Origin of the sequence: Campylobacter concisus, from assembly GCA_002092835.1 — a bacterium.
GTDB lineage: Bacteria > Campylobacterota > Campylobacteria > Campylobacterales > Campylobacteraceae > Campylobacter_A > Campylobacter_A concisus_K.
On record LVWL01000019.1, the window covers coordinates 55,588 to 72,088 of the forward strand.

Consider the following 16,501-nt stretch of genomic DNA (forward strand, 5'->3'; position numbering starts at 1 on the left):
AAATTTTAAATAAAAGCATAAAAAGGTTGTTTATGAAGATTAAAATTTTATTTTTTGCTGTAATGGCGACACTTTTTAGTGGTTGTACATTTAATGGCTTTATGGGCGAGCCGACAAGCACATCAAACCGCAATGTAGTCATCCAAAAGGTCGATAAAGACGATCTTAGAGAGGTGATGAAAAAAGAGAAGATGATATATGATAGCGCTCCAAGAGAGACTACTTTTAGAGCCACAGGCGAGGGCATAGCTCCGCTAAATTCGCTCTCGTACGCTCAGTCAGTCACTCTTGCAAAAAGAGCAGCAATGGCTGATGCTTATTCTCAGCTTGCTGGCAAGCTTTATGGCGTAAAGATCAACGCTGAAGACACAGTAAGAGACGCTATGCTAAACGACTCATCTATCACTTCAAAGGTTCAAGGTCTTGTTAAAAACGCAAGGATCGTGAATGAAAATTTCAAAGACGGGCTTTATAAGGTAAATATGGAGCTTAAGATAGACGAAGATAAGTGGCGAGAAGTCTTTTCTTACTAACGATACTTTTAAATTTTGCCTTTTGCTTGGAAGAATTTATCTTCTGGGCGAAGGTCGATACAAAAAACCAAATAGTTGCCTTTGAAGAAATTTCATTTTCAATGGCGATGACTCTAACACCAAATCCAAAACCAAAATTTCTTTGTCAAATAGACGCTTTTAAAGATGAAAACACCACAACTCTTGGCTTTTTAAATTTACACAAAGATGAAATTTTTGACTGCTTTGCCTTAAAAAAAGTGATGATAAAAAATGAGCTTAATGTCAAAAATGCACAGGTCACAAACGCTTCAAATTTGAAAATTTTGCCAGTTAGATTTATGGTGGAATTTAAGCCAAAATCCGCTATCATCGGCACACTTCAATAAAAAGAGATCAAATGAATATCGTCATAGTAGAAGATGACATCAATATGCGAAAGTCGCTTGAGATCGCACTTGGCGAGTATGAAGAGCTAAATATAAAAAGCTATAAGAGCGCAGTTGAAGCCCTAAAAAAGCTAAGCGACGACACTGATCTAATCATCACCGATATAAACATGCCAAAGATGGATGGACTTGAGTTCATTAAAGAGTTAAACGGCAAATTTGACGTCATTATAATGACAGGAAACGCGACACTTAACAAGGCGATAGAGAGCGTTAGGCTCGGCGTAAAGGACTTTTTAACCAAGCCGTTTGACGTCTCAACGCTTTACGAGGCGATAAAAAGGGTCGAGCTTCTTAAGCAAAAAACTCCAAAAACCATAAAAAAAGTTGAAACCAAAAACGAAAACAATGGCTTTTTAGCCACTTCAAAAGCTCTTGAAGCGACACTAAATATCGCGCTAAAAGCTGCAAGGACTGATGCTTCAATAATGCTTAGTGGTGAAAGTGGCGTTGGTAAGGAGGTCTTTGCTAAATTTATCCATGCAAACTCGCCTAGAAAAGATGCAGCATTTGTTGCTTTAAATATGGCAGCGATCCCTGAAAATTTGATAGAAAGTGAGCTTTTTGGCTTTGAAAAAGGCGCATTTACTGACGCTGCGACTACCAAAAAAGGGCAGTTTGAACTGGCAAATGGCGGAACGCTATTTTTAGATGAGATCGGCGAGATGCCTATAAATTTACAGCCAAAATTACTTCGTGCCTTACAGGAGCGCGAGATAACAAGGCTTGGTGCCACAAAGAGCGAAAAGATAGATGTTCGCATCATCTGTGCTACAAACGCAAATTTAGAGCTTGCTATGAAAGAGGGCAGGTTTAGAGAGGATCTTTTCTACCGCCTAAATACGATCCCGCTTTTCATCCCGCCACTTCGCGAGCGAAAGGATGAAATTTTGCCTATCGCGCAGGATGCTTTAGAAAAATGTTGCAAAGAGTATGGCTTTGAGGCTAAAAATTTCTCAAAAGCGGCAAAAGAGGAGCTTTTGAGCTATGACTATCCAGGCAACATAAGAGAGCTCATCTCAGTCGTGCAGCGTGCAGCGATACTAAGCGAGGGTGATGAAATTTTGCCAAAAGATCTATTTTTACAAGCCAGAAGCAAAAAATAGCCATAAATTTAAGTAAAATTACGAAAATTAAAAAAGATAAGGAGAGCAGATGAGAAAATTTAACGTAGCAGTCGTTGGCGCTACTGGAGCGGTCGGCGAAGAGCTTTTTAGAGTTATGGAAGAGGTTGATTTCCCAGTTGGAGAGCTTTTGCCGCTTGCTAGTGCAAAAAGTGCTGGTAGTGAGATCGAATTTAATGGCAAATATTACAAGGTAAAAGAGCTAACCGAAAAGGTTTTTAGCGAGCACGAGATCGATATCGCATTTTTTAGTGCAGGCGGCTCAGTTTCAGAGAAATTTGCCAAATTTGCAGCTGACAGCGGCGCGGTAGTCATCGATAATACCAGCCATTTTAGGATGGATAAAGATATCCCGCTAGTCGTGCCTGAGTGCAACCCAAGTGACATCGCCATGTGGAAAAACCGCGGCATCATAGCTAATCCAAACTGCTCAACTATCCAAATGGTGCAAATTTTAAAGCCACTAAATGACGCTTTTAGCATCAATAGAGTCGATGTCTCTACATACCAAGCAGCAAGCGGTGCTGGCAAAGAGGGCATGGAAGAGCTTGTCGTTCAGATGCAAAAATTCTTTGAGTTTAAGCTTGATGAGTGCGAGCCAAAGGTATTTGCGCACCGCCTAGCACTAAATGTTATCCCACACATCGATGTTTTTTTGGACAATGACTACACAAAAGAAGAGATGAAAATGGTCAATGAAACGCAAAAAATTCTTCACAAAGATATAGAAGTTAGCGCTACCTGTGTGCGTGTGCCAGTGCTTAGAAGCCACTCTGAGGCGATCACCATCCATTTTGACAAAGACGTGAGCGCAGATGCGGCAAGAGAGATATTAAACAAAGCGCCAAGCATCGTCGTAGTCGATAATCCAGCGCAAAAAGAGTATCCGATGCCTATCATTTCAAGTGATACAAATGAGACTTATGTCGGCAGGATCAGAGTTGATAATTACAGACCTAATGTGCTTCATCTTTGGTGTAGTGCCGATCAGATCCGCGTAGGGGCTGCGACAAATGCCGTCAGGATCGCGCAAAAGTGGATTGCGATGCAAGAGTAAATAAAAAGGATTTTTATTGCGTAAGATATTTGAAAAAATTTTGCTTGCTAGCAACAGCTTTACACTTTTTCCAGTAGTTTTTGGACTTTTAGGTGCGATCGTGCTTTTTATCATCGCAAGCTATGACGTCGGCAAAGTACTTTTAGAGGTTTATAAATATTTCTTTGCTGCAGATTTTCACGTTGAAAATTTCCACTCAGAAGTCGTTGGCGAGATTGTTGGAGCGATCGATCTATACTTGATGGCGCTTGTTCTTTATATATTTAGCTTCGGAATTTACGAGCTTTTCATCTCAGAGATCACACAGCTAAAACAGTCAAAGCAGAGCAAGGTACTTGAAGTGCATTCACTTGATGAGCTAAAAGACAAGCTTGGCAAAGTGATCGTCATGGTCTTAATCGTAAATTTCTTCCAAAGGGTGCTTCACGCAAACTTCACAACTCCGCTTGAGATGGCCTATCTTGCGGCTTCTATCCTTGCACTTTGCCTTGGACTTTACTTCCTTCACAAGGGAGATCACTAAAATTTTAAGCGTTTTTACGCTTAAATTTTCTCCTACATCTTTTCTTTAGCTATTTTTAGGTAATATCCCTTTAAAAATTTAAAGGAAATTTAATGATTTTCATAGACGCCTGCCTTAAAAAACCTACCCCTTATACGCCTGTTTGGATGATGCGCCAAGCTGGTAGATATCTACCAGAGTATATGCGAGTACGCGCGCAAGCAGGGGATTTTTTGTCACTTTGTAAAGACTACAAAAAGGCTAGCGAAGTCACGCTTCAACCAGTTGAAATTCTAGGCGTTGATGCGGCGATTTTATTTAGCGACATTCTCGTTGTGCCTCTTGAAATGGGCATGGATCTACGCTTTGAAAAGGGCGAGGGGCCAGTTTTTACAAAGCCTTTGCGTGATAAGGCCGCACTTGATACACTTAGTATCGAAAAATCGACTAAAAATTTAGCATACGTCTATGACACGATCAAGCTTACAAGAGAAAATTTAGCCAAAGATAAGGCGCTCATTGGCTTTTGTGGCGCACCTTGGACGATAGCTACATATATGATAGAAGGTGGTGGCAGTAAAACTTATGCGGTCTGCAAAAAAATGCTCTATCAAAATCCAGAATTTTTACATCAAATCTTAGAAAAAGTGACGCAAGCGCTCATCCTTTATGTCAAAGAGCAGATAAAAGCTGGTGTAGATGCAGTGCAAATTTTTGATAGCTGGGCGGCTGCGCTTGAAGAGCAGGCTTATTTTGAGTTTGGATTTAACTACATTAATAAAATAGTTGATAGTGTTAAGGCTGAATTTCCAGAAATTCCAGTCATTGTTTTTCCAAAAGGAATAAGTGGCTATCTGGATAAAATTTCAGGTAAATTTGATGTTTTTGGCGTTGACTGGAGTACACCGATCGAGCTAGCCAAAGCAAAACTTAGCCCAAGATACGTCCTTCAAGGCAACATGGAGCCAACAAGGCTTTATAGCAAAAAGGCGATAGATGAAGGCATTGAGAAAATTTTAAGCACGATGAAGGGCGCACCGCACATTTTTAACCTTGGTCATGGAATTTTGCCTGATGTGCCAGTTGAGAATGCAAAATATTTTATAAAACAGGTGCAGACAAAAAGTGCAAGGTAATAAGCCTTGCATTGTCTTTGGTCCGATAAATTCACGCCGTTTTGGCATGAGTCTTGGCATAGATCTAAGCCCTAAGCAAAAATCGTGCAATTTTGACTGTGTTTATTGTGAGCTAAGTGGCGCTAAAGTAGTCAATGCGATAGAAAATCCGCCAAGTGTTAGTGAAATCATAAGCGATTTAAAAGAAGCTTTAAAAACTCATCAAAACATCGACGTCATCACACTTACAGCAAATGGTGAACCAACTCTTTACCCGTACTTAAAAGAGCTGATAGCAAAAGTAAATGAGCTAAAAGGTAGCGCAAAAACACTTATTTTGAGTAATGGCTCAGGCGTGCGTGATCCAAAAATTTGTGAAGCGCTAAATGGGCTTGATATAGTGAAATTTAGCCTGGATAGCGCGGTGCAAAGTACTTTTAAAAAGATAGACCGCAACAAAAGCGGCATAGAAGTAAATAAACTTATAAAAGCAATGGCTAAATTTCGTAAGGAATTTAAGGGCGAGCTTGTGCTTGAAATTTTAGTCGTAGCTGGTTTTAATGATAAAAAAAGTGAGTTTGAAGCACTTAATGTGGCGATAAATGAGATAGCTCCACACCGAGTAGATATTGGCACGGTAGATCGCCCACCAGCCTATAATGTAAAAGGCGTAGACACTAAAAGGTTAGAGGAGCTAGCCGAGCAGATAAGTGGCGTGCCAGTTAATATCGTCAAAACTCACAAGATAGAGCAAAAATATAACTTTAGTGAGGAAGAAATTTTAGAAATGCTAAGGCGTCGTCCGCAAACTATCGCAAATGTTGAAGAAAATTTCTCAGAACACTCAAAGCAAATTTTAAACAAGCTCTTGCAACAAGATATGGTTTATCTAGCCGATGTTGCTGGAGTAAAATTTTACAAACTAAGAGTATAAATGAAAAGAATCCTTACAATACAAGATATCTCGTGCGTTGGCAAATGTTCCCTTACCGTCGCACTTCCCATAATCAGCGCTCAAGGCATTGAAGCATGTATATTGCCTACTGCGTTACTTTCGACTCATACTGGCTTTAAAAATTTCACATTTCGTGATCTGACTAATGAATTTGACGAGATAACACAAGTATGGCACAAAGAAAATATCGCATTTGATGGAATTTATACCGGATTTTTAGGCAGCTTTAGCCAGCTTGAGCTGATAGAGAAAATTTTTAATGAGTTTAATGACTCTGCTCCACTAATACTTGTAGATCCTTGCATGGGCGACAATGGCAAGCTCTATCACGGATTTGATGAAAAATTTGTTATGAAAATGCGTGAGCTTTGCACAAAGGCTCACGTCATCACGCCAAACATAACTGAAGCAAGCTTTATGTGCGGGATGCCGTTTTTAGGCAGTGACTATACGCAAGATTATATTTTAGAGTTGCTTGAAGGTTTGGCTAGCTTTGGAGCTAGGAAGATCGTGTTAAAGGGCATTAGATACAAGCAAAATGAATGCGGTATCATAGCTTATGACGCAAAGACAAAAGAGAAAGTAGAGTATTTTCATGAATTTTTACCATTTCATACAAGTGGGACTGGAGATATATTTGCCTCTGTGCTTTTTGGCTCGCTAGTAAATGGCGAAACGATAGAAACTGCTATAAAAAAGGCGGCAAATTTTGTGCTTAGTAGCATTAAAATCACACTAAAAGATAAGAGCCGCACATGGTATGGTGTGCAGTTTGAAAAGATGCTTGGCACTCTTGCAAAATAGGCGGACAAACTACTTATTTAAAATTTTTAATAACACAACGATATGGCAAAGATTTATATCTTTGCTAGCTGTTAGAAGTGCTATATCGCCATGCTCTTTTTCTAGTTTTTTTAGCATTTTAAAGCAAGATTGCGCTTTTTCATTATCAAGCTCGAGCTCAAATTTCTCACAAAACTCATCAAATCTAGCTTCTCTATCTTCATGAAACCACTCTCTTAAAGCAGTGCTTGGTGTGATATCTTTTAACCAAATGAAATTTGAAAATATCTCTTTTCTTATGCCTCTTGGATAGAGTCTATCAACAAAAACCGCCTTCATATCCAAACTATCATCTTTGATAAAATCATAAATTCTATAAGCTTTAAACATGTTGTGATTGTAATCCTATAATGTTTATAAATAAAAAAATATTCTTAGCTATCTTATATTTTTTATACTTGTTTAAATTTTAAGGTTTGTAAAATCAAAGCTAAAATTTTTGATTGTGGCGATAAGAATTAAACTAGGGCTAGAAATGGTCCTAAAAATAAATTTAAATTAAAGCTCGTTTTGATAAAATCCCAACATAAAAATCACTAAAAGGGTTATCATTATGAGAGGCTATAAATTTTCTCAGGAACGGCTAATATTGAGCTTTCAAAGAAAATTTCGCAATATCTTTCACTTCCTCTTAGCGAGGCAAGTATAAAAAGATTTAGCGATGGAGAGATCAGCGTGCAAATCGGCGAGAGCGTGCGCGGAAAAGATGTTTTTGTCATTCAGCCAACATGTGCACCGACAAATACAAATTTAATGGAGCTACTTATTTTAACTGATGCTTTAAGACGTAGCAGTGCAAGCTCTATAACAGCGATTGTGCCGTATTTTGGCTACGCTAGACAAGATAGAAAAGCAGCTCCTAGAGTGCCGATCACTGCAAAGCTAGTGGCAAACATGATGCAAACAGCAGGTATCGATAGAGTCGTCACTATGGATCTTCACGCAGGACAAATTCAAGGATTTTTTGATATCCCGGTTGATAACCTTTATGGAAGCATCATTTTTAATGACTACGTAAGAGCTAAAAATCTACCAAATCCAATCGTTGCAAGCCCTGATGTAGGCGGCGTGGCTCGTGCTAGAGCCTTGGCTAAAAATCTAAATCTTGACATGGTTATTGTTGATAAACGCCGCGAAAAAGCAAACGAGAGCGAAGTGATGAATATAATTGGCGACGTAAATGGCAAAGATGTGATTTTGGTTGATGATATGATAGATACAGCTGGCACGATCGTAAAAGCAGCTGAAATTTTTAAAGAGCGTGGCGCAACTAGCGTTATGGCGTTTTGTACGCACCCAGTCCTTAGTGGGCCAGCTTACGATAGGCTAAGACTAGGCTTTTTAGATGAGCTAGTGGTAACAGATACGATACCTTTAGCAGAGGAGCTACCTTGTATAAAAGTGCTAAGTGCGGCTTCTTTATTTGGTGAAGTGATACGCCGTGTATATCACAATGAAAGCGTAAATAGCTTATTTTAATTAATCTTGCTTTTGTTTTGAGTGTTTCAGGCAAAAGCCAAATCTTTCAATATTTATTAGAATTTAATTTTGATAAATCAAAATTTATAGCAAAAAGATAGCCTCTATTTATAGCTGGAATTTTTAAAATTCTAGCCTTCTCTTTAAAAATTTTTGGCATTATGGCTTTGCAAAATGGAGTTACTAAAAGGTAAGCATCTGCGTATCCGACAGCGATCTTGCCGCTTAGCACCACGCTTGTTTGCTTTGCTAAATTTGCACTTAGCTCATCTTTTTGAGCTTTGCTTAGAAGCACGTTTAGCTCTTTTGCCGCCATATCAACGCCTCGTATCGCATTACTATCATTTTTTATGATAAAAATTTCATCACTTATTTTTGTGATATTTGGCATTAAAATTTGTCTATCGGCTTCTAAAAACTCAAAGCTCTTTTGCACGCCAATAAAATATCTATCCAAAAATGGCTCACTAAAATTTAGCCGAACAAAGCTTCTTTTTAACTCACCTTTTAAATTTGTCTCATCGACAAAGTAGCGCAAACCTCGCTCGTCAAGGTAGCTTTGAAGCTCTTTTTTGCGTAAATTTAAAAGCGGCCTAACTAGCCAGAAATGCTTTCTCTTTTCAAGCTCGCTCATGCCAAAGAGCTCTTTTAGTCCAGCACCCTTGCTAAGCTGCATCAAAAACCACTCAAATTTATCGTCAAACTGATGCGCTAGGATCAAATTTTCATAGCCAAATTTTTGGCAAATTTCTCCGAAAAACTCATATCTTGCCTCGCGCGCGTTTTTTTCAAAATTTGACTTATCTAAAAAAACGCTTTTAGTATAAATTTTTTTATCAAATTTATCTGCGAGCTCTTTTGCACTTTTTATCTCGCTTTTACTTTGCTCTCGAACATTGTAATCAACCATCGCTAGATCAAATTTGATCCCAGCCTTTTCTAAAATGTAAAAAAGTGCAGTGCTGTCTATGCCGTGCGAGAAGGCTAGTAGGTTAGCACCTGAGTTTAGCTTTTCTCGCACATTTTGGCTTATCATTTTGCTTTTTTGATGATTGTAGCGATTAGTTTTTGATCAACCACGTCAGTGACCTCGCAAAGATAGAGTGAGCCTATTTCAAGCTCTTTTACATCGCTTTCATTTATTAAAATTTCGCCGTCTATATCTTTATCCCAGATGTCTTTTTTGGCTGCGTAAAACATCTCGCCCTCGCTGCTTTCGCCCTCAAGAGAAGCATAAATTTGCTTGCCAATCTCTTTTTGCAAGCTCTCATTTATCGCTTTTTTAGTGATCTTTTCTATCTTATTTAGTCTTTTTGAGATGATCTTAGCTGGGATTTGCTCCATTTCAAAAGATGCTGTGTCTTCTTCTTTTGAGTAGGCAAAGGCTGAAATTCTATCAAATTTAAACTCTTCTAAAAATTCGCAAAGCTCCTCAAAATCCTCCTCGCTCTCTCCTGGATGGCCCACGATAACACCAGTTCGTAAGAATGAATTCTCGGCATTTCTCATTAAATTTAAAAGCTCTTTGATCTTTTTAGCACCACTTCCACGCTTCATTATCTTTAGCATGTCTTCGCTGATGTGCTGAATCGGCATGTCAAAGTAGTTATGAAAGACAGGCGAGGCGATTATACGTTCAATTAGCTCCTTGCTGGTCGTGCTTGGATAGAGATAAAGTATCCTGGCACTCCTTACGCCCTTTATCTTTTCTATCTCGTCTATTAAATTTATAAGCCCGTCGCTAACGCCTTGATCGCGCATATATGAGCTTGAGTCTTGGGACAAAAAGCTAAAGTCGTAGTAGCCTTTTTTGACCAGATTTTTAACCTCATTTACGATGTTTTCAAGCGAGCGTGATTTTAGCTTGCCTTTAAAAGTTGGAATGGCACAAAAGCTGCATTTTTGGTTACAGCCCTCTGAAATTTTGATGTAGGCGTGGTAGTTTGAGCCAGTTATGACGCGCTCTTCATTTGCCTGCAAATAGGTCTGCGGGCTAAATAAATTTTGCTTTTTCAAGATGATCTCATCGATCTTGTCGTAGTCAGCCACACCGGTAAAGAGATCAACCTCTGGCAACTCTTTTATTAGCTCATCTTTGTAGCGCTGCATAAGACAGCCAGTCACTACTAGTAAAGAGCCATTTTTACGAACTTCGTGCATCTCAAGTATGGTTTGGATACTCTCTTCTTTAGCAGATTTTATAAAGCCACAAGTATTTACGATGATAACGTCGGCGTCACTGATATCATCGGTGATATCGTAGTTTTGTAGTCTGCCGAGCATTATTTCTGAATCAACTAAATTTTTATTACAACCAAGTGAAATTAAGTGAAGTTTTGGCATTTTTAGATCCAGATGTTGTCTATTAGTCTAGTTTTGTCGACATAAGCTGCTACTAAAATAATGGTATTTTCTTTTTCTATTTTTGAAATCTCGTTTAAATTTCTATCCGTAATAGCGACATAATCAACCTTTAACGGCTCTAGCACTTCAAGCATCTTTGTTTTGATCTCGCTTGTGTCTTCCTCACCATTTTGGATCAAATTTTGTGCTTTATTTAGCGATCTTGAAAGCCTTAGAGCATTACATTTATCTTCGTCGCAGATATAGACGTTTCTACTTGAAAGTGCAAGTCCGTCCGGCTCTCTAACGATATCACAAGCCACTAGGCTGGTATTAAGAAAAAATGTCTTTATCATGTTTTGCACGATGATTAATTGTTGTGTATCTTTTTTGCCCATGTAAACGCTATTTGCACGAGTTAGGCGAAATAGCTTGTTTAGCACCCTTAAGACGCCATCAAAGTGTCCAGGTCTAGTTTTGCCCTCTAAGATGGCTGAAAATTTCTTTGGAGCGACGATTAGAGGTTCATCTTCAAAGTAAAGTTCACCAGCATCTGGAATAAAAATAGCACTAACGCCATTTTGCTCGCAAATTTTAATGTCGTTTTGCTCGTTTCTTGGATATTTGTCTAGATCTTCGCCTGGTAAAAATTGAGTTGGATTAACGAATGTTGAGACGATGCTTATCTCGTTTTCGCTCACGCATTTTTTGATAAGGCTAATGTGTCCGTCATGAAGTGCGCCCATGGTTGGCACAAAACCGATCTTTGCGCTTGTGCTAGAGACGAAATTTTGAAGTTCTTTTATAGTTCTTATGATTTGCATATTTGACTCTTTTTATCTAAATTTTAACTTGGCATTGTAACAAAAAAGGATTAAAAGGGCGTAAATTTAAAAATGTAAGCAACTTTTGGCTAAAATCGGCAAAAATTTTTGGAGAAAAACTTGGATAGTTACGAATACAACGAGCTTTTAAAGAAGCTACAAACAAAAGTTGAAAACATAGGCTCTATCGTAAAGCCTGAAGAGATCAAGGCTAGACTAAAAGAGATCGAGGCCACCGAGCAAGATCCTGATTTTTGGCAAGATATCGCAAGAGCAGGGGCACTAAATAAAGAAAAAACTAAAATTTCAAACATGCTTGCAAAATTTAACGATGCTAATCAGGCAGTAAGCGATGCAAAGGAGCTTTTTGAGCTAGCAAATTCTGAAAATGACGAAGAGACTATAAATTCTCTTTTTGATGACGCTAAAAATTTAGATGAAAAGATAGTAAATCTTGAAATTTCTATGCTTTTAAGCGGCGAAGATGATGGCAAAAATGCGATCGTATCGATCCACCCTGGAGCTGGCGGCACTGAGAGTAACGACTGGGCGAGTATGCTTTATAGGATGTATCTTAGATTTTGCGAGCGCGAGGGTTTTAAGGTCGAGACTCTTGACTTTCAAGAGGGCGATGAGGCAGGGCTAAAGGACGTGAGCTTTATTGTAAAAGGTGAAAATGCTTATGGATATTTCAAAGCAGAAAATGGTATCCATAGGCTCGTTCGTACAAGCCCATTTGATAGTGCAGGGCGCCGTCATACAAGCTTTTCAAGTGTCATGGTAAGCCCTGAGATAGATGATGATATAGAGATCGAGATCGAAGAGAAAGATCTAAAGATAGATACTTATAGAGCTAGTGGCGCAGGCGGTCAGCACGTAAACAAGACTGAATCTGCCATCCGCATCACGCATATACCAACTGGCATCGTCGTGCAGTGCCAAAACGACCGCAGTCAGCACAAAAATAGAGCTACAGCGATGAAAATGTTAAAATCACGCCTTTACGAGCTTGAGCTGATGAAGCAGCAAGAAGCGAGTAATAGCGTCGAAAAGAGTGAGATCGGCTGGGGGCATCAGATAAGATCATATGTGCTTTTCCCGTATCAGCAAGTAAAAGACAACCGCAGCGGCGAGGCATACTCACAAACTGATGCGATACTTGATGGAGATATCAAAAAGATGATAGAAGGCGTCTTGATCGCTCAAAAGGCTGAGGCGTAGTAAATTTATAAAAAGAGATGAGAACTAAAATTTTATCTCTTTTAGCTTTGCACAAGCTTCTTCTTTGTCTTTAAAACAAGCCTCATCAAGATAAATTCTAGCTTTTTTATAGTCATTTTTGCCTAGATAGATAAGCCCTAGATCGTAGCTAGCCTCGCTTGAGCCAAGGCTTGTAGCTTTTTCATAAAAATATATCGCTTTTTCTAAATTTTTATTGACCCCAAGGCCGTATTCGTATATATATCCAGCACTTCTTAGTCCGTCTATGTTGCCGTATCTGCCAGCTGTCTCAAACCAAAAAAGTGCCCTTAAGATATCCTTGCTAAAGCCTTTGCCGTCACGAAAGCAAATGCCAGTTTGCTGCATGGCTAGAACATTTCCATCTTTTGCGTAGTCGTAAAATCTCTTGCAAGCTTTTGGATAGTTACCTTCATTGTATAGATATATAGCATCTGCTATTTGTTCGACCTCTGGATCAAGTGGTGGCTCGCTAAGGCCAAAATTTTGTGAAATTTGATCTAACGAACATCCCCAAAATAGCAAAACACTAAACACAAAAATGATAAATTTTTTCATATTTGTCCTTGAAAATTTAGGCGATTTTATCCAATTTTATCTTATAATGCCCGAAAATTTTAAGCAAAAGGAACGATATGGATCATAATGCACTTTTAATCCAGCTTGGCTATAACGTCAATGAAACGACCACTGCTCAAATGTGTAGAATTTTAAACAATACTGATGGTCTTTTGCCAAAGAGCATAATTGAACTAAATGATCATTTAAAGCCACACCTTTGTTTTGTGGCGATGAGTGGAAGTGAAGATAGACTAAAGATAAAAAATGTAGCTACCGTTAATGAAATAAAAGAGCGAGTTGATGAGATTATAAAAAACTGGGCTAATAAATATAAAATGGAGCTAAAAAAGATAAATGAAACAACTTACTATATAATGGGAAAGATAAGGGACTGAAAATGAAATATGATATTGTAATTATTGGTTTTGGAAAAGCTGGCAAAACGCTAGCGGTTAAAGCTGCCGCACTTGGCAAAAAAGTGGCTCTTGTAGAGAGATCGCCAAAGATGTATGGAGGCACTTGCATAAATGTTGGCTGCATACCAACCAAACGTCTAATAACAGCCGCTAAAGAGGCAAAATTTGTAAATAATAGCGTTGAAAGCGAATATTACACGCTTAGCGTGGAAAATAAAAATAAGCTAATCTCAGCTTTGAATGCTAAAAACTATGCAATGCTAAATGATAAAGAAAATATCGATGTGATCGATGGTGTTGGCTCATTTGCTAGTGAAAATAGTGTACTTGTAACAACGCCAAGCGGCGAGAAAAAGATAATAGAGGGCGACTTTATCATTATAAATAGTGGCTCAAAAGAAGTAGATGCTCCTTTTGAGGTTGTAAGCTCAAATGTATTTTCAAGCCAAACTTTGCTTGATCTAAAAAATTTACCAAAGCATTTTGTCATTATCGGTAGTGGTTTTATCGGTATAGAGTTTGCATCGATGTTTGCAAATTTTGGCTCAAAAGTGACTATCATAGGGCGTTCAAAACTACTTAAAAACGAAGATGATGATATAGCTAATAGCGTAAAAGAAGCTCTTAGAGTCCAAGGCGTTGAAATTTTAGAGGGTTGCGAGATAGAGTGCATTAAAGAAAATGTATTAAATTTCAAGCAAAATGGCGAGCAAAGATGCCTTAGAGCTGATGCATTTTTGCTCGCGCTTGGCAGAGTGGCAAATGTGGATGATTTAAATTTAAAAGCTGCTGGAGTTGAGCTAAATGAAAAAGGCTTTATAAAGACAAATGAAAATCTTCAAACAAATATGCCAAACATCTATGCGGTAGGCGACGTGCGCGGCGGAGAGCTTTTTACTTACACGAGCTTGGATGATTTTAGGATAGTTTATTCACAAATTTTTGGTGATAAAAAGAGAAATACCAAAAATAGAAGTATTCATGCAAATGTGCTATTTACCGACACTCCATTAGCAAGAGTTGGAGTAAATGCAAAAGAGGCTAGCAAGCTTGGGCTAAATTTTAAAGAGCTAAAGCTTAGCATGGCAACAGTACCAGGCGCAAAAGTCCTAAATCACGATGTAGGTATGCTAAAAGCTATCGTTGATGCACAAAGCGGCGAAATTTTGGGTGCTAGCTTTCACTGCATCTATGCAAATGAGCTGATAAATGAAATCGCAATTGCAATGAATTTAAAAGCAAATGCAAATTTCTTTAAAAATCAAATTTTCACTCATCCAAGTATCAGTGAAGCACTAAATGACTTATTTGGACAATTTTAAAAGGAAAAGAATGAAAAAATATTTATTGCTTTTATCGGCTTTATTTTTCACTGGCTGCTTAAATGTGATTGGTGTAGGACAAAAACAAGATGATTCGTGGCAGCAGCCAAAGGATGAAAAAATAGTGCAAAATAAAGAGCAAATTTCAAGAAATGCGATCGAAATTTTAATACCAAAATGCGAAGAAGGCGATGCGGAAGCTTGCAATGATTTGGGTGTAAATTACGAGCTTTTAAAAGAATATGAAAACGCTTTAACAAATTATAAAAAAGCTTGCGATGCGAAAGTGCAGCTTGCTTGCTCAAACCTTGGCATGCTCTATGAAAACGGCCTTGGCGTGAAAAAAGATCCAAAAAAAGCGGTCGAAATTTACAAAGATAGCTGCAACAGTGGCGGTGTGCAAGCTTGCTATCATTTAGGCAATGCTTATAGAAAAGGTGAGATCGTTAAGCGAGATTATTACTTAGCAATGCAAGCTTATACAAATGCATGCAATGCTGGCGATTTGCCAAGTTGTGCCAATATCGGAGCGATGTATGAGCTTGGTCTTGGTGTCAATAAAGATGAAAAAAGGGCTTATGGAATTTATAAAGTCGCTTGCTTTCGTGGGCTAAGCAAGGCATGTCCGCAGATGAAAAGACTAGGTACAAAGCTGGGAATGTAAGTGAAAAAGGTCTTAAATTTTGGTCTTATTTTGGCTATGGGCTTTATACTTAGTGGTTGCTGGTCGTGGCAAAAGATGGTGAGCTTTGGCTTTTGGCAAAGTGATGAGGAGGTTAGGGCGGAACGTCTTGAGCTTGAAAAAGAGAAGATGATGCAAAACTGCGAGGGTGGAAATAGCATCGACTGCAACAATTTAGCTGTAAATTTTAGCAACGAAAAAGACTTCATAAAAGCAAAAGGCTACTACGAAAAAGCTTGCAATGCTGGTCTTGCGACGGCTTGTTCAAATTTAGGCCAAATTTATGAGCAAGGGCTTGTTGATGAACAAAAAGATATCCAAAAGGCTCTAAAACTTTATAAACTAGCTTGTGATAGCGGTGATGGCGTTGGCTGCTATAACGAGGCTATGGGGCTAAAATCTTACATCGAAAGCGAAAATTTAAAAACTCATAAGATAGATAGAAATAAGGCTGAGGCTAGAGTTTTAAAGCTTTTGGCTAAGAGCTGCGAGCTTGAGTACGCTCAGTCGTGCTTTTTGCTTGCAAAGCTAAGCGGCAATGAAGCAAAGGCAGACACACTTTACAAAAGAGCCTGCCAACTTGGCAAATGTGTGGATAAAAAGTAATACTAGTCAAAATACTATTCTAAAAATTCGTAATAAATCAACAAAGGCTCTTTTTGAGCCTTTTAAAATTTGATGTTTTATTTGAGAAATTCTAAAAATGCCTCCAAGCGTGTGCAAATCTGGCCAACATACATCTTGTTTGGAGTAGTCAGTTTCAAGACTCATATAGCTTACACTAGCTTCTTTGCTGGCTTCTTTTATCTTGTTTGTTTCTATTGCACAAGTGTGACAGCCACTTAAAACGATGTCTATTACATCATCTGCTTTATATTCATCTACAAATTTTTAATAACGTCAGATATTGCGTCGTTTTTGTATATTACAGAACAGGGTATCTTTAAGTAACGTTTGGCGATATTTTCTACAAGGTCGCCTTATGTACTCATATTATTTTTAAATTTTTAGTTCCTATACAGTTTTCAAAAACTACTACATCCGCTTCTACACTTACCCTTCCATACCCAGTGGCTGT

The 16,501-nt window shown here is 38.4% G+C and carries 19 protein-coding genes; 14 read left to right on the top strand and 5 right to left on the bottom strand.

The window, feature by feature from the left end:
• Nucleotides 1-32: 32 nt before the first annotated feature.
• The 8 genes from A3835_04655 to A3835_04690 all read left to right on the top strand — a co-directional run bounded on the left by A3835_04655 (nt 33) and on the right by A3835_04690 (nt 6,518).
• The gene (locus tag A3835_04655; GenBank protein ORI07792.1) at nt 33-533 is read left to right on the top strand and encodes a lipoprotein required for motility; all 501 of its coding nucleotides are present in this window, start codon (nt 33-35) and stop codon (nt 531-533) included.
• Nucleotides 509-901 (top strand): hypothetical protein, encoded by a 393-nt coding sequence (locus A3835_04660; protein ID ORI07793.1) that lies wholly within the window; start codon nt 509-511, stop codon nt 899-901. The genes A3835_04655 and A3835_04660 overlap by 25 nt, the downstream gene beginning before the upstream one ends.
• Nucleotides 902-912: 11 nt before the next feature.
• On the top strand, nt 913-2,067 hold the full coding sequence (locus A3835_04665; protein ID ORI07794.1) for an AAA family ATPase: 1,155 nt from the start codon (nt 913-915) through the stop codon (nt 2,065-2,067).
• A 49-nt stretch (nt 2,068-2,116) separates the two neighbouring features.
• Nucleotides 2,117-3,142, top strand: a complete 1,026-nt coding sequence (locus tag A3835_04670; protein ID ORI07795.1) for an aspartate-semialdehyde dehydrogenase — start codon at nt 2,117-2,119, stop codon at nt 3,140-3,142.
• A 16-nt stretch (nt 3,143-3,158) separates the two neighbouring features.
• On the top strand, nt 3,159-3,665 hold the full coding sequence (locus A3835_04675; GenBank protein ORI07796.1) for a hypothetical protein: 507 nt from the start codon (nt 3,159-3,161) through the stop codon (nt 3,663-3,665).
• Between the two features lie 92 nt (nt 3,666-3,757).
• Nucleotides 3,758-4,780 (top strand): uroporphyrinogen decarboxylase, encoded by a 1,023-nt coding sequence (locus A3835_04680; GenBank protein ORI07797.1) that lies wholly within the window; start codon nt 3,758-3,760, stop codon nt 4,778-4,780.
• A gap of 10 nt (nt 4,781-4,790) precedes the next feature.
• On the top strand, nt 4,791-5,693 hold the full coding sequence (locus A3835_04685; GenBank protein ID ORI07987.1) for a radical SAM protein: 903 nt from the start codon (nt 4,791-4,793) through the stop codon (nt 5,691-5,693).
• Nucleotides 5,694-6,518 (top strand): phosphomethylpyrimidine kinase, encoded by an 825-nt coding sequence (locus tag A3835_04690; GenBank protein ID ORI07798.1) that lies wholly within the window; start codon nt 5,694-5,696, stop codon nt 6,516-6,518.
• A gap of 9 nt (nt 6,519-6,527) precedes the next feature.
• Here the strand turns inward: A3835_04690 and A3835_04695 are convergent, their stop codons facing one another.
• Nucleotides 6,528-6,887: a MarR family transcriptional regulator gene (locus A3835_04695; GenBank protein ID ORI07799.1), complete on the bottom strand. Its 360-nt coding sequence runs from the start codon at nt 6,885-6,887 to the stop codon at nt 6,528-6,530.
• A 237-nt stretch (nt 6,888-7,124) separates the two neighbouring features.
• Here A3835_04695 and A3835_04700 point away from each other — a divergent pair, with 237 nt between their 5' ends.
• Nucleotides 7,125-8,036 carry a ribose-phosphate pyrophosphokinase gene (locus tag A3835_04700; protein ID ORI07800.1) on the top strand — a complete coding sequence of 304 codons (912 nt, stop codon included), beginning with the start codon at nt 7,125-7,127 and terminating at the stop codon, nt 8,034-8,036.
• A gap of 46 nt (nt 8,037-8,082) precedes the next feature.
• Here the strand turns inward: A3835_04700 and A3835_04705 are convergent, their stop codons facing one another.
• Genes A3835_04705 through A3835_04715 form a run of 3 tightly spaced genes read right to left on the bottom strand, consistent with a single transcriptional unit; the run spans nt 8,083 to nt 11,203 of the window.
• Entirely contained in the window at nt 8,083-9,072 is a 990-nt protein-coding gene (locus A3835_04705) for a tRNA(Ile)-lysidine synthetase (protein ID ORI07801.1), read from the bottom strand.
• Nucleotides 9,069-10,379, bottom strand: coding sequence for a ribosomal protein S12 methylthiotransferase RimO (locus A3835_04710; GenBank protein ID ORI07802.1), 1,311 nt, complete (start codon nt 10,377-10,379; stop codon nt 9,069-9,071). Before A3835_04710 ends, A3835_04705 begins: the two co-directional genes overlap by 4 nt.
• Before the next feature lie 2 nt (nt 10,380-10,381).
• Complete coding sequence (locus A3835_04715; GenBank protein ID ORI07803.1) at nt 10,382-11,203, bottom strand: pantoate--beta-alanine ligase; 822 nt, start codon at nt 11,201-11,203, stop codon at nt 10,382-10,384.
• Between the two features lie 120 nt (nt 11,204-11,323).
• Here A3835_04715 and A3835_04720 point away from each other — a divergent pair, with 120 nt between their 5' ends.
• Entirely contained in the window at nt 11,324-12,424 is a 1,101-nt protein-coding gene (locus A3835_04720) for a peptide chain release factor 2 (GenBank protein ORI07804.1), read from the top strand.
• A 24-nt stretch (nt 12,425-12,448) separates the two neighbouring features.
• On the opposite strand, the gene A3835_04725 is transcribed toward A3835_04720, so the two are convergent.
• Nucleotides 12,449-13,000 carry a hypothetical protein gene (locus A3835_04725; protein ID ORI07805.1) on the bottom strand — a complete coding sequence of 184 codons (552 nt, stop codon included), beginning with the start codon at nt 12,998-13,000 and terminating at the stop codon, nt 12,449-12,451.
• A 77-nt stretch (nt 13,001-13,077) separates the two neighbouring features.
• On the opposite strand from A3835_04725, the gene A3835_04730 reads away from it, so the two are divergent.
• The 4 genes from A3835_04730 to A3835_04745 are packed head-to-tail and all read left to right on the top strand — an operon-like array spanning nt 13,078 to nt 16,029.
• Nucleotides 13,078-13,398, top strand: coding sequence for a type II secretion system protein (locus tag A3835_04730; GenBank protein ORI07806.1), 321 nt, complete (start codon nt 13,078-13,080; stop codon nt 13,396-13,398).
• 2 nt (nt 13,399-13,400) lie between these two features.
• Entirely contained in the window at nt 13,401-14,741 is a 1,341-nt protein-coding gene (locus A3835_04735) for a pyridine nucleotide-disulfide oxidoreductase (GenBank protein ORI07807.1), read from the top strand.
• Nucleotides 14,742-14,751: 10 nt separating this feature from the next.
• Nucleotides 14,752-15,405 (top strand): hypothetical protein, encoded by a 654-nt coding sequence (locus A3835_04740; GenBank protein ORI07808.1) that lies wholly within the window; start codon nt 14,752-14,754, stop codon nt 15,403-15,405.
• Nucleotides 15,406-16,029 carry a Sel1 repeat protein gene (locus A3835_04745; protein ORI07809.1) on the top strand — a complete coding sequence of 208 codons (624 nt, stop codon included), beginning with the start codon at nt 15,406-15,408 and terminating at the stop codon, nt 16,027-16,029.
• Nucleotides 16,030-16,501 lie beyond the last annotated feature (472 nt).

What these genes read in the sequence shown, in the direction of transcription:
- A3835_04695 (ORI07799.1), bottom strand. Translation starts at nt 6,887, where the DNA reads ATGTTTAAAGCTTATAGAATTTATGATTTTATCAAAGATGATAGTTTG.
- A3835_04715 (ORI07803.1), bottom strand. Translation starts at nt 11,203, where the DNA reads ATGCAAATCATAAGAACTATAAAAGAACTTCAAAATTTCGTCTCTAGC.
- A3835_04740 (ORI07808.1), top strand. Translation starts at nt 14,752, where the DNA reads ATGAAAAAATATTTATTGCTTTTATCGGCTTTATTTTTCACTGGCTGC.
- A3835_04735 (ORI07807.1), top strand. Translation starts at nt 13,401, where the DNA reads ATGAAATATGATATTGTAATTATTGGTTTTGGAAAAGCTGGCAAAACG.
- A3835_04665 (ORI07794.1), top strand. Translation starts at nt 913, where the DNA reads ATGAATATCGTCATAGTAGAAGATGACATCAATATGCGAAAGTCGCTT.
- A3835_04710 (ORI07802.1), bottom strand. Translation starts at nt 10,379, where the DNA reads ATGCCAAAACTTCACTTAATTTCACTTGGTTGTAATAAAAATTTAGTT.
- A3835_04690 (ORI07798.1), top strand. Translation starts at nt 5,694, where the DNA reads ATGAAAAGAATCCTTACAATACAAGATATCTCGTGCGTTGGCAAATGT.
- A3835_04705 (ORI07801.1), bottom strand. Translation starts at nt 9,072, where the DNA reads ATGATAAGCCAAAATGTGCGAGAAAAGCTAAACTCAGGTGCTAACCTA.
- A3835_04725 (ORI07805.1), bottom strand. Translation starts at nt 13,000, where the DNA reads ATGAAAAAATTTATCATTTTTGTGTTTAGTGTTTTGCTATTTTGGGGA.
- A3835_04730 (ORI07806.1), top strand. Translation starts at nt 13,078, where the DNA reads ATGGATCATAATGCACTTTTAATCCAGCTTGGCTATAACGTCAATGAA.
- A3835_04670 (ORI07795.1), top strand. Translation starts at nt 2,117, where the DNA reads ATGAGAAAATTTAACGTAGCAGTCGTTGGCGCTACTGGAGCGGTCGGC.
- A3835_04680 (ORI07797.1), top strand. Translation starts at nt 3,758, where the DNA reads ATGATTTTCATAGACGCCTGCCTTAAAAAACCTACCCCTTATACGCCT.
- A3835_04655 (ORI07792.1), top strand. Translation starts at nt 33, where the DNA reads ATGAAGATTAAAATTTTATTTTTTGCTGTAATGGCGACACTTTTTAGT.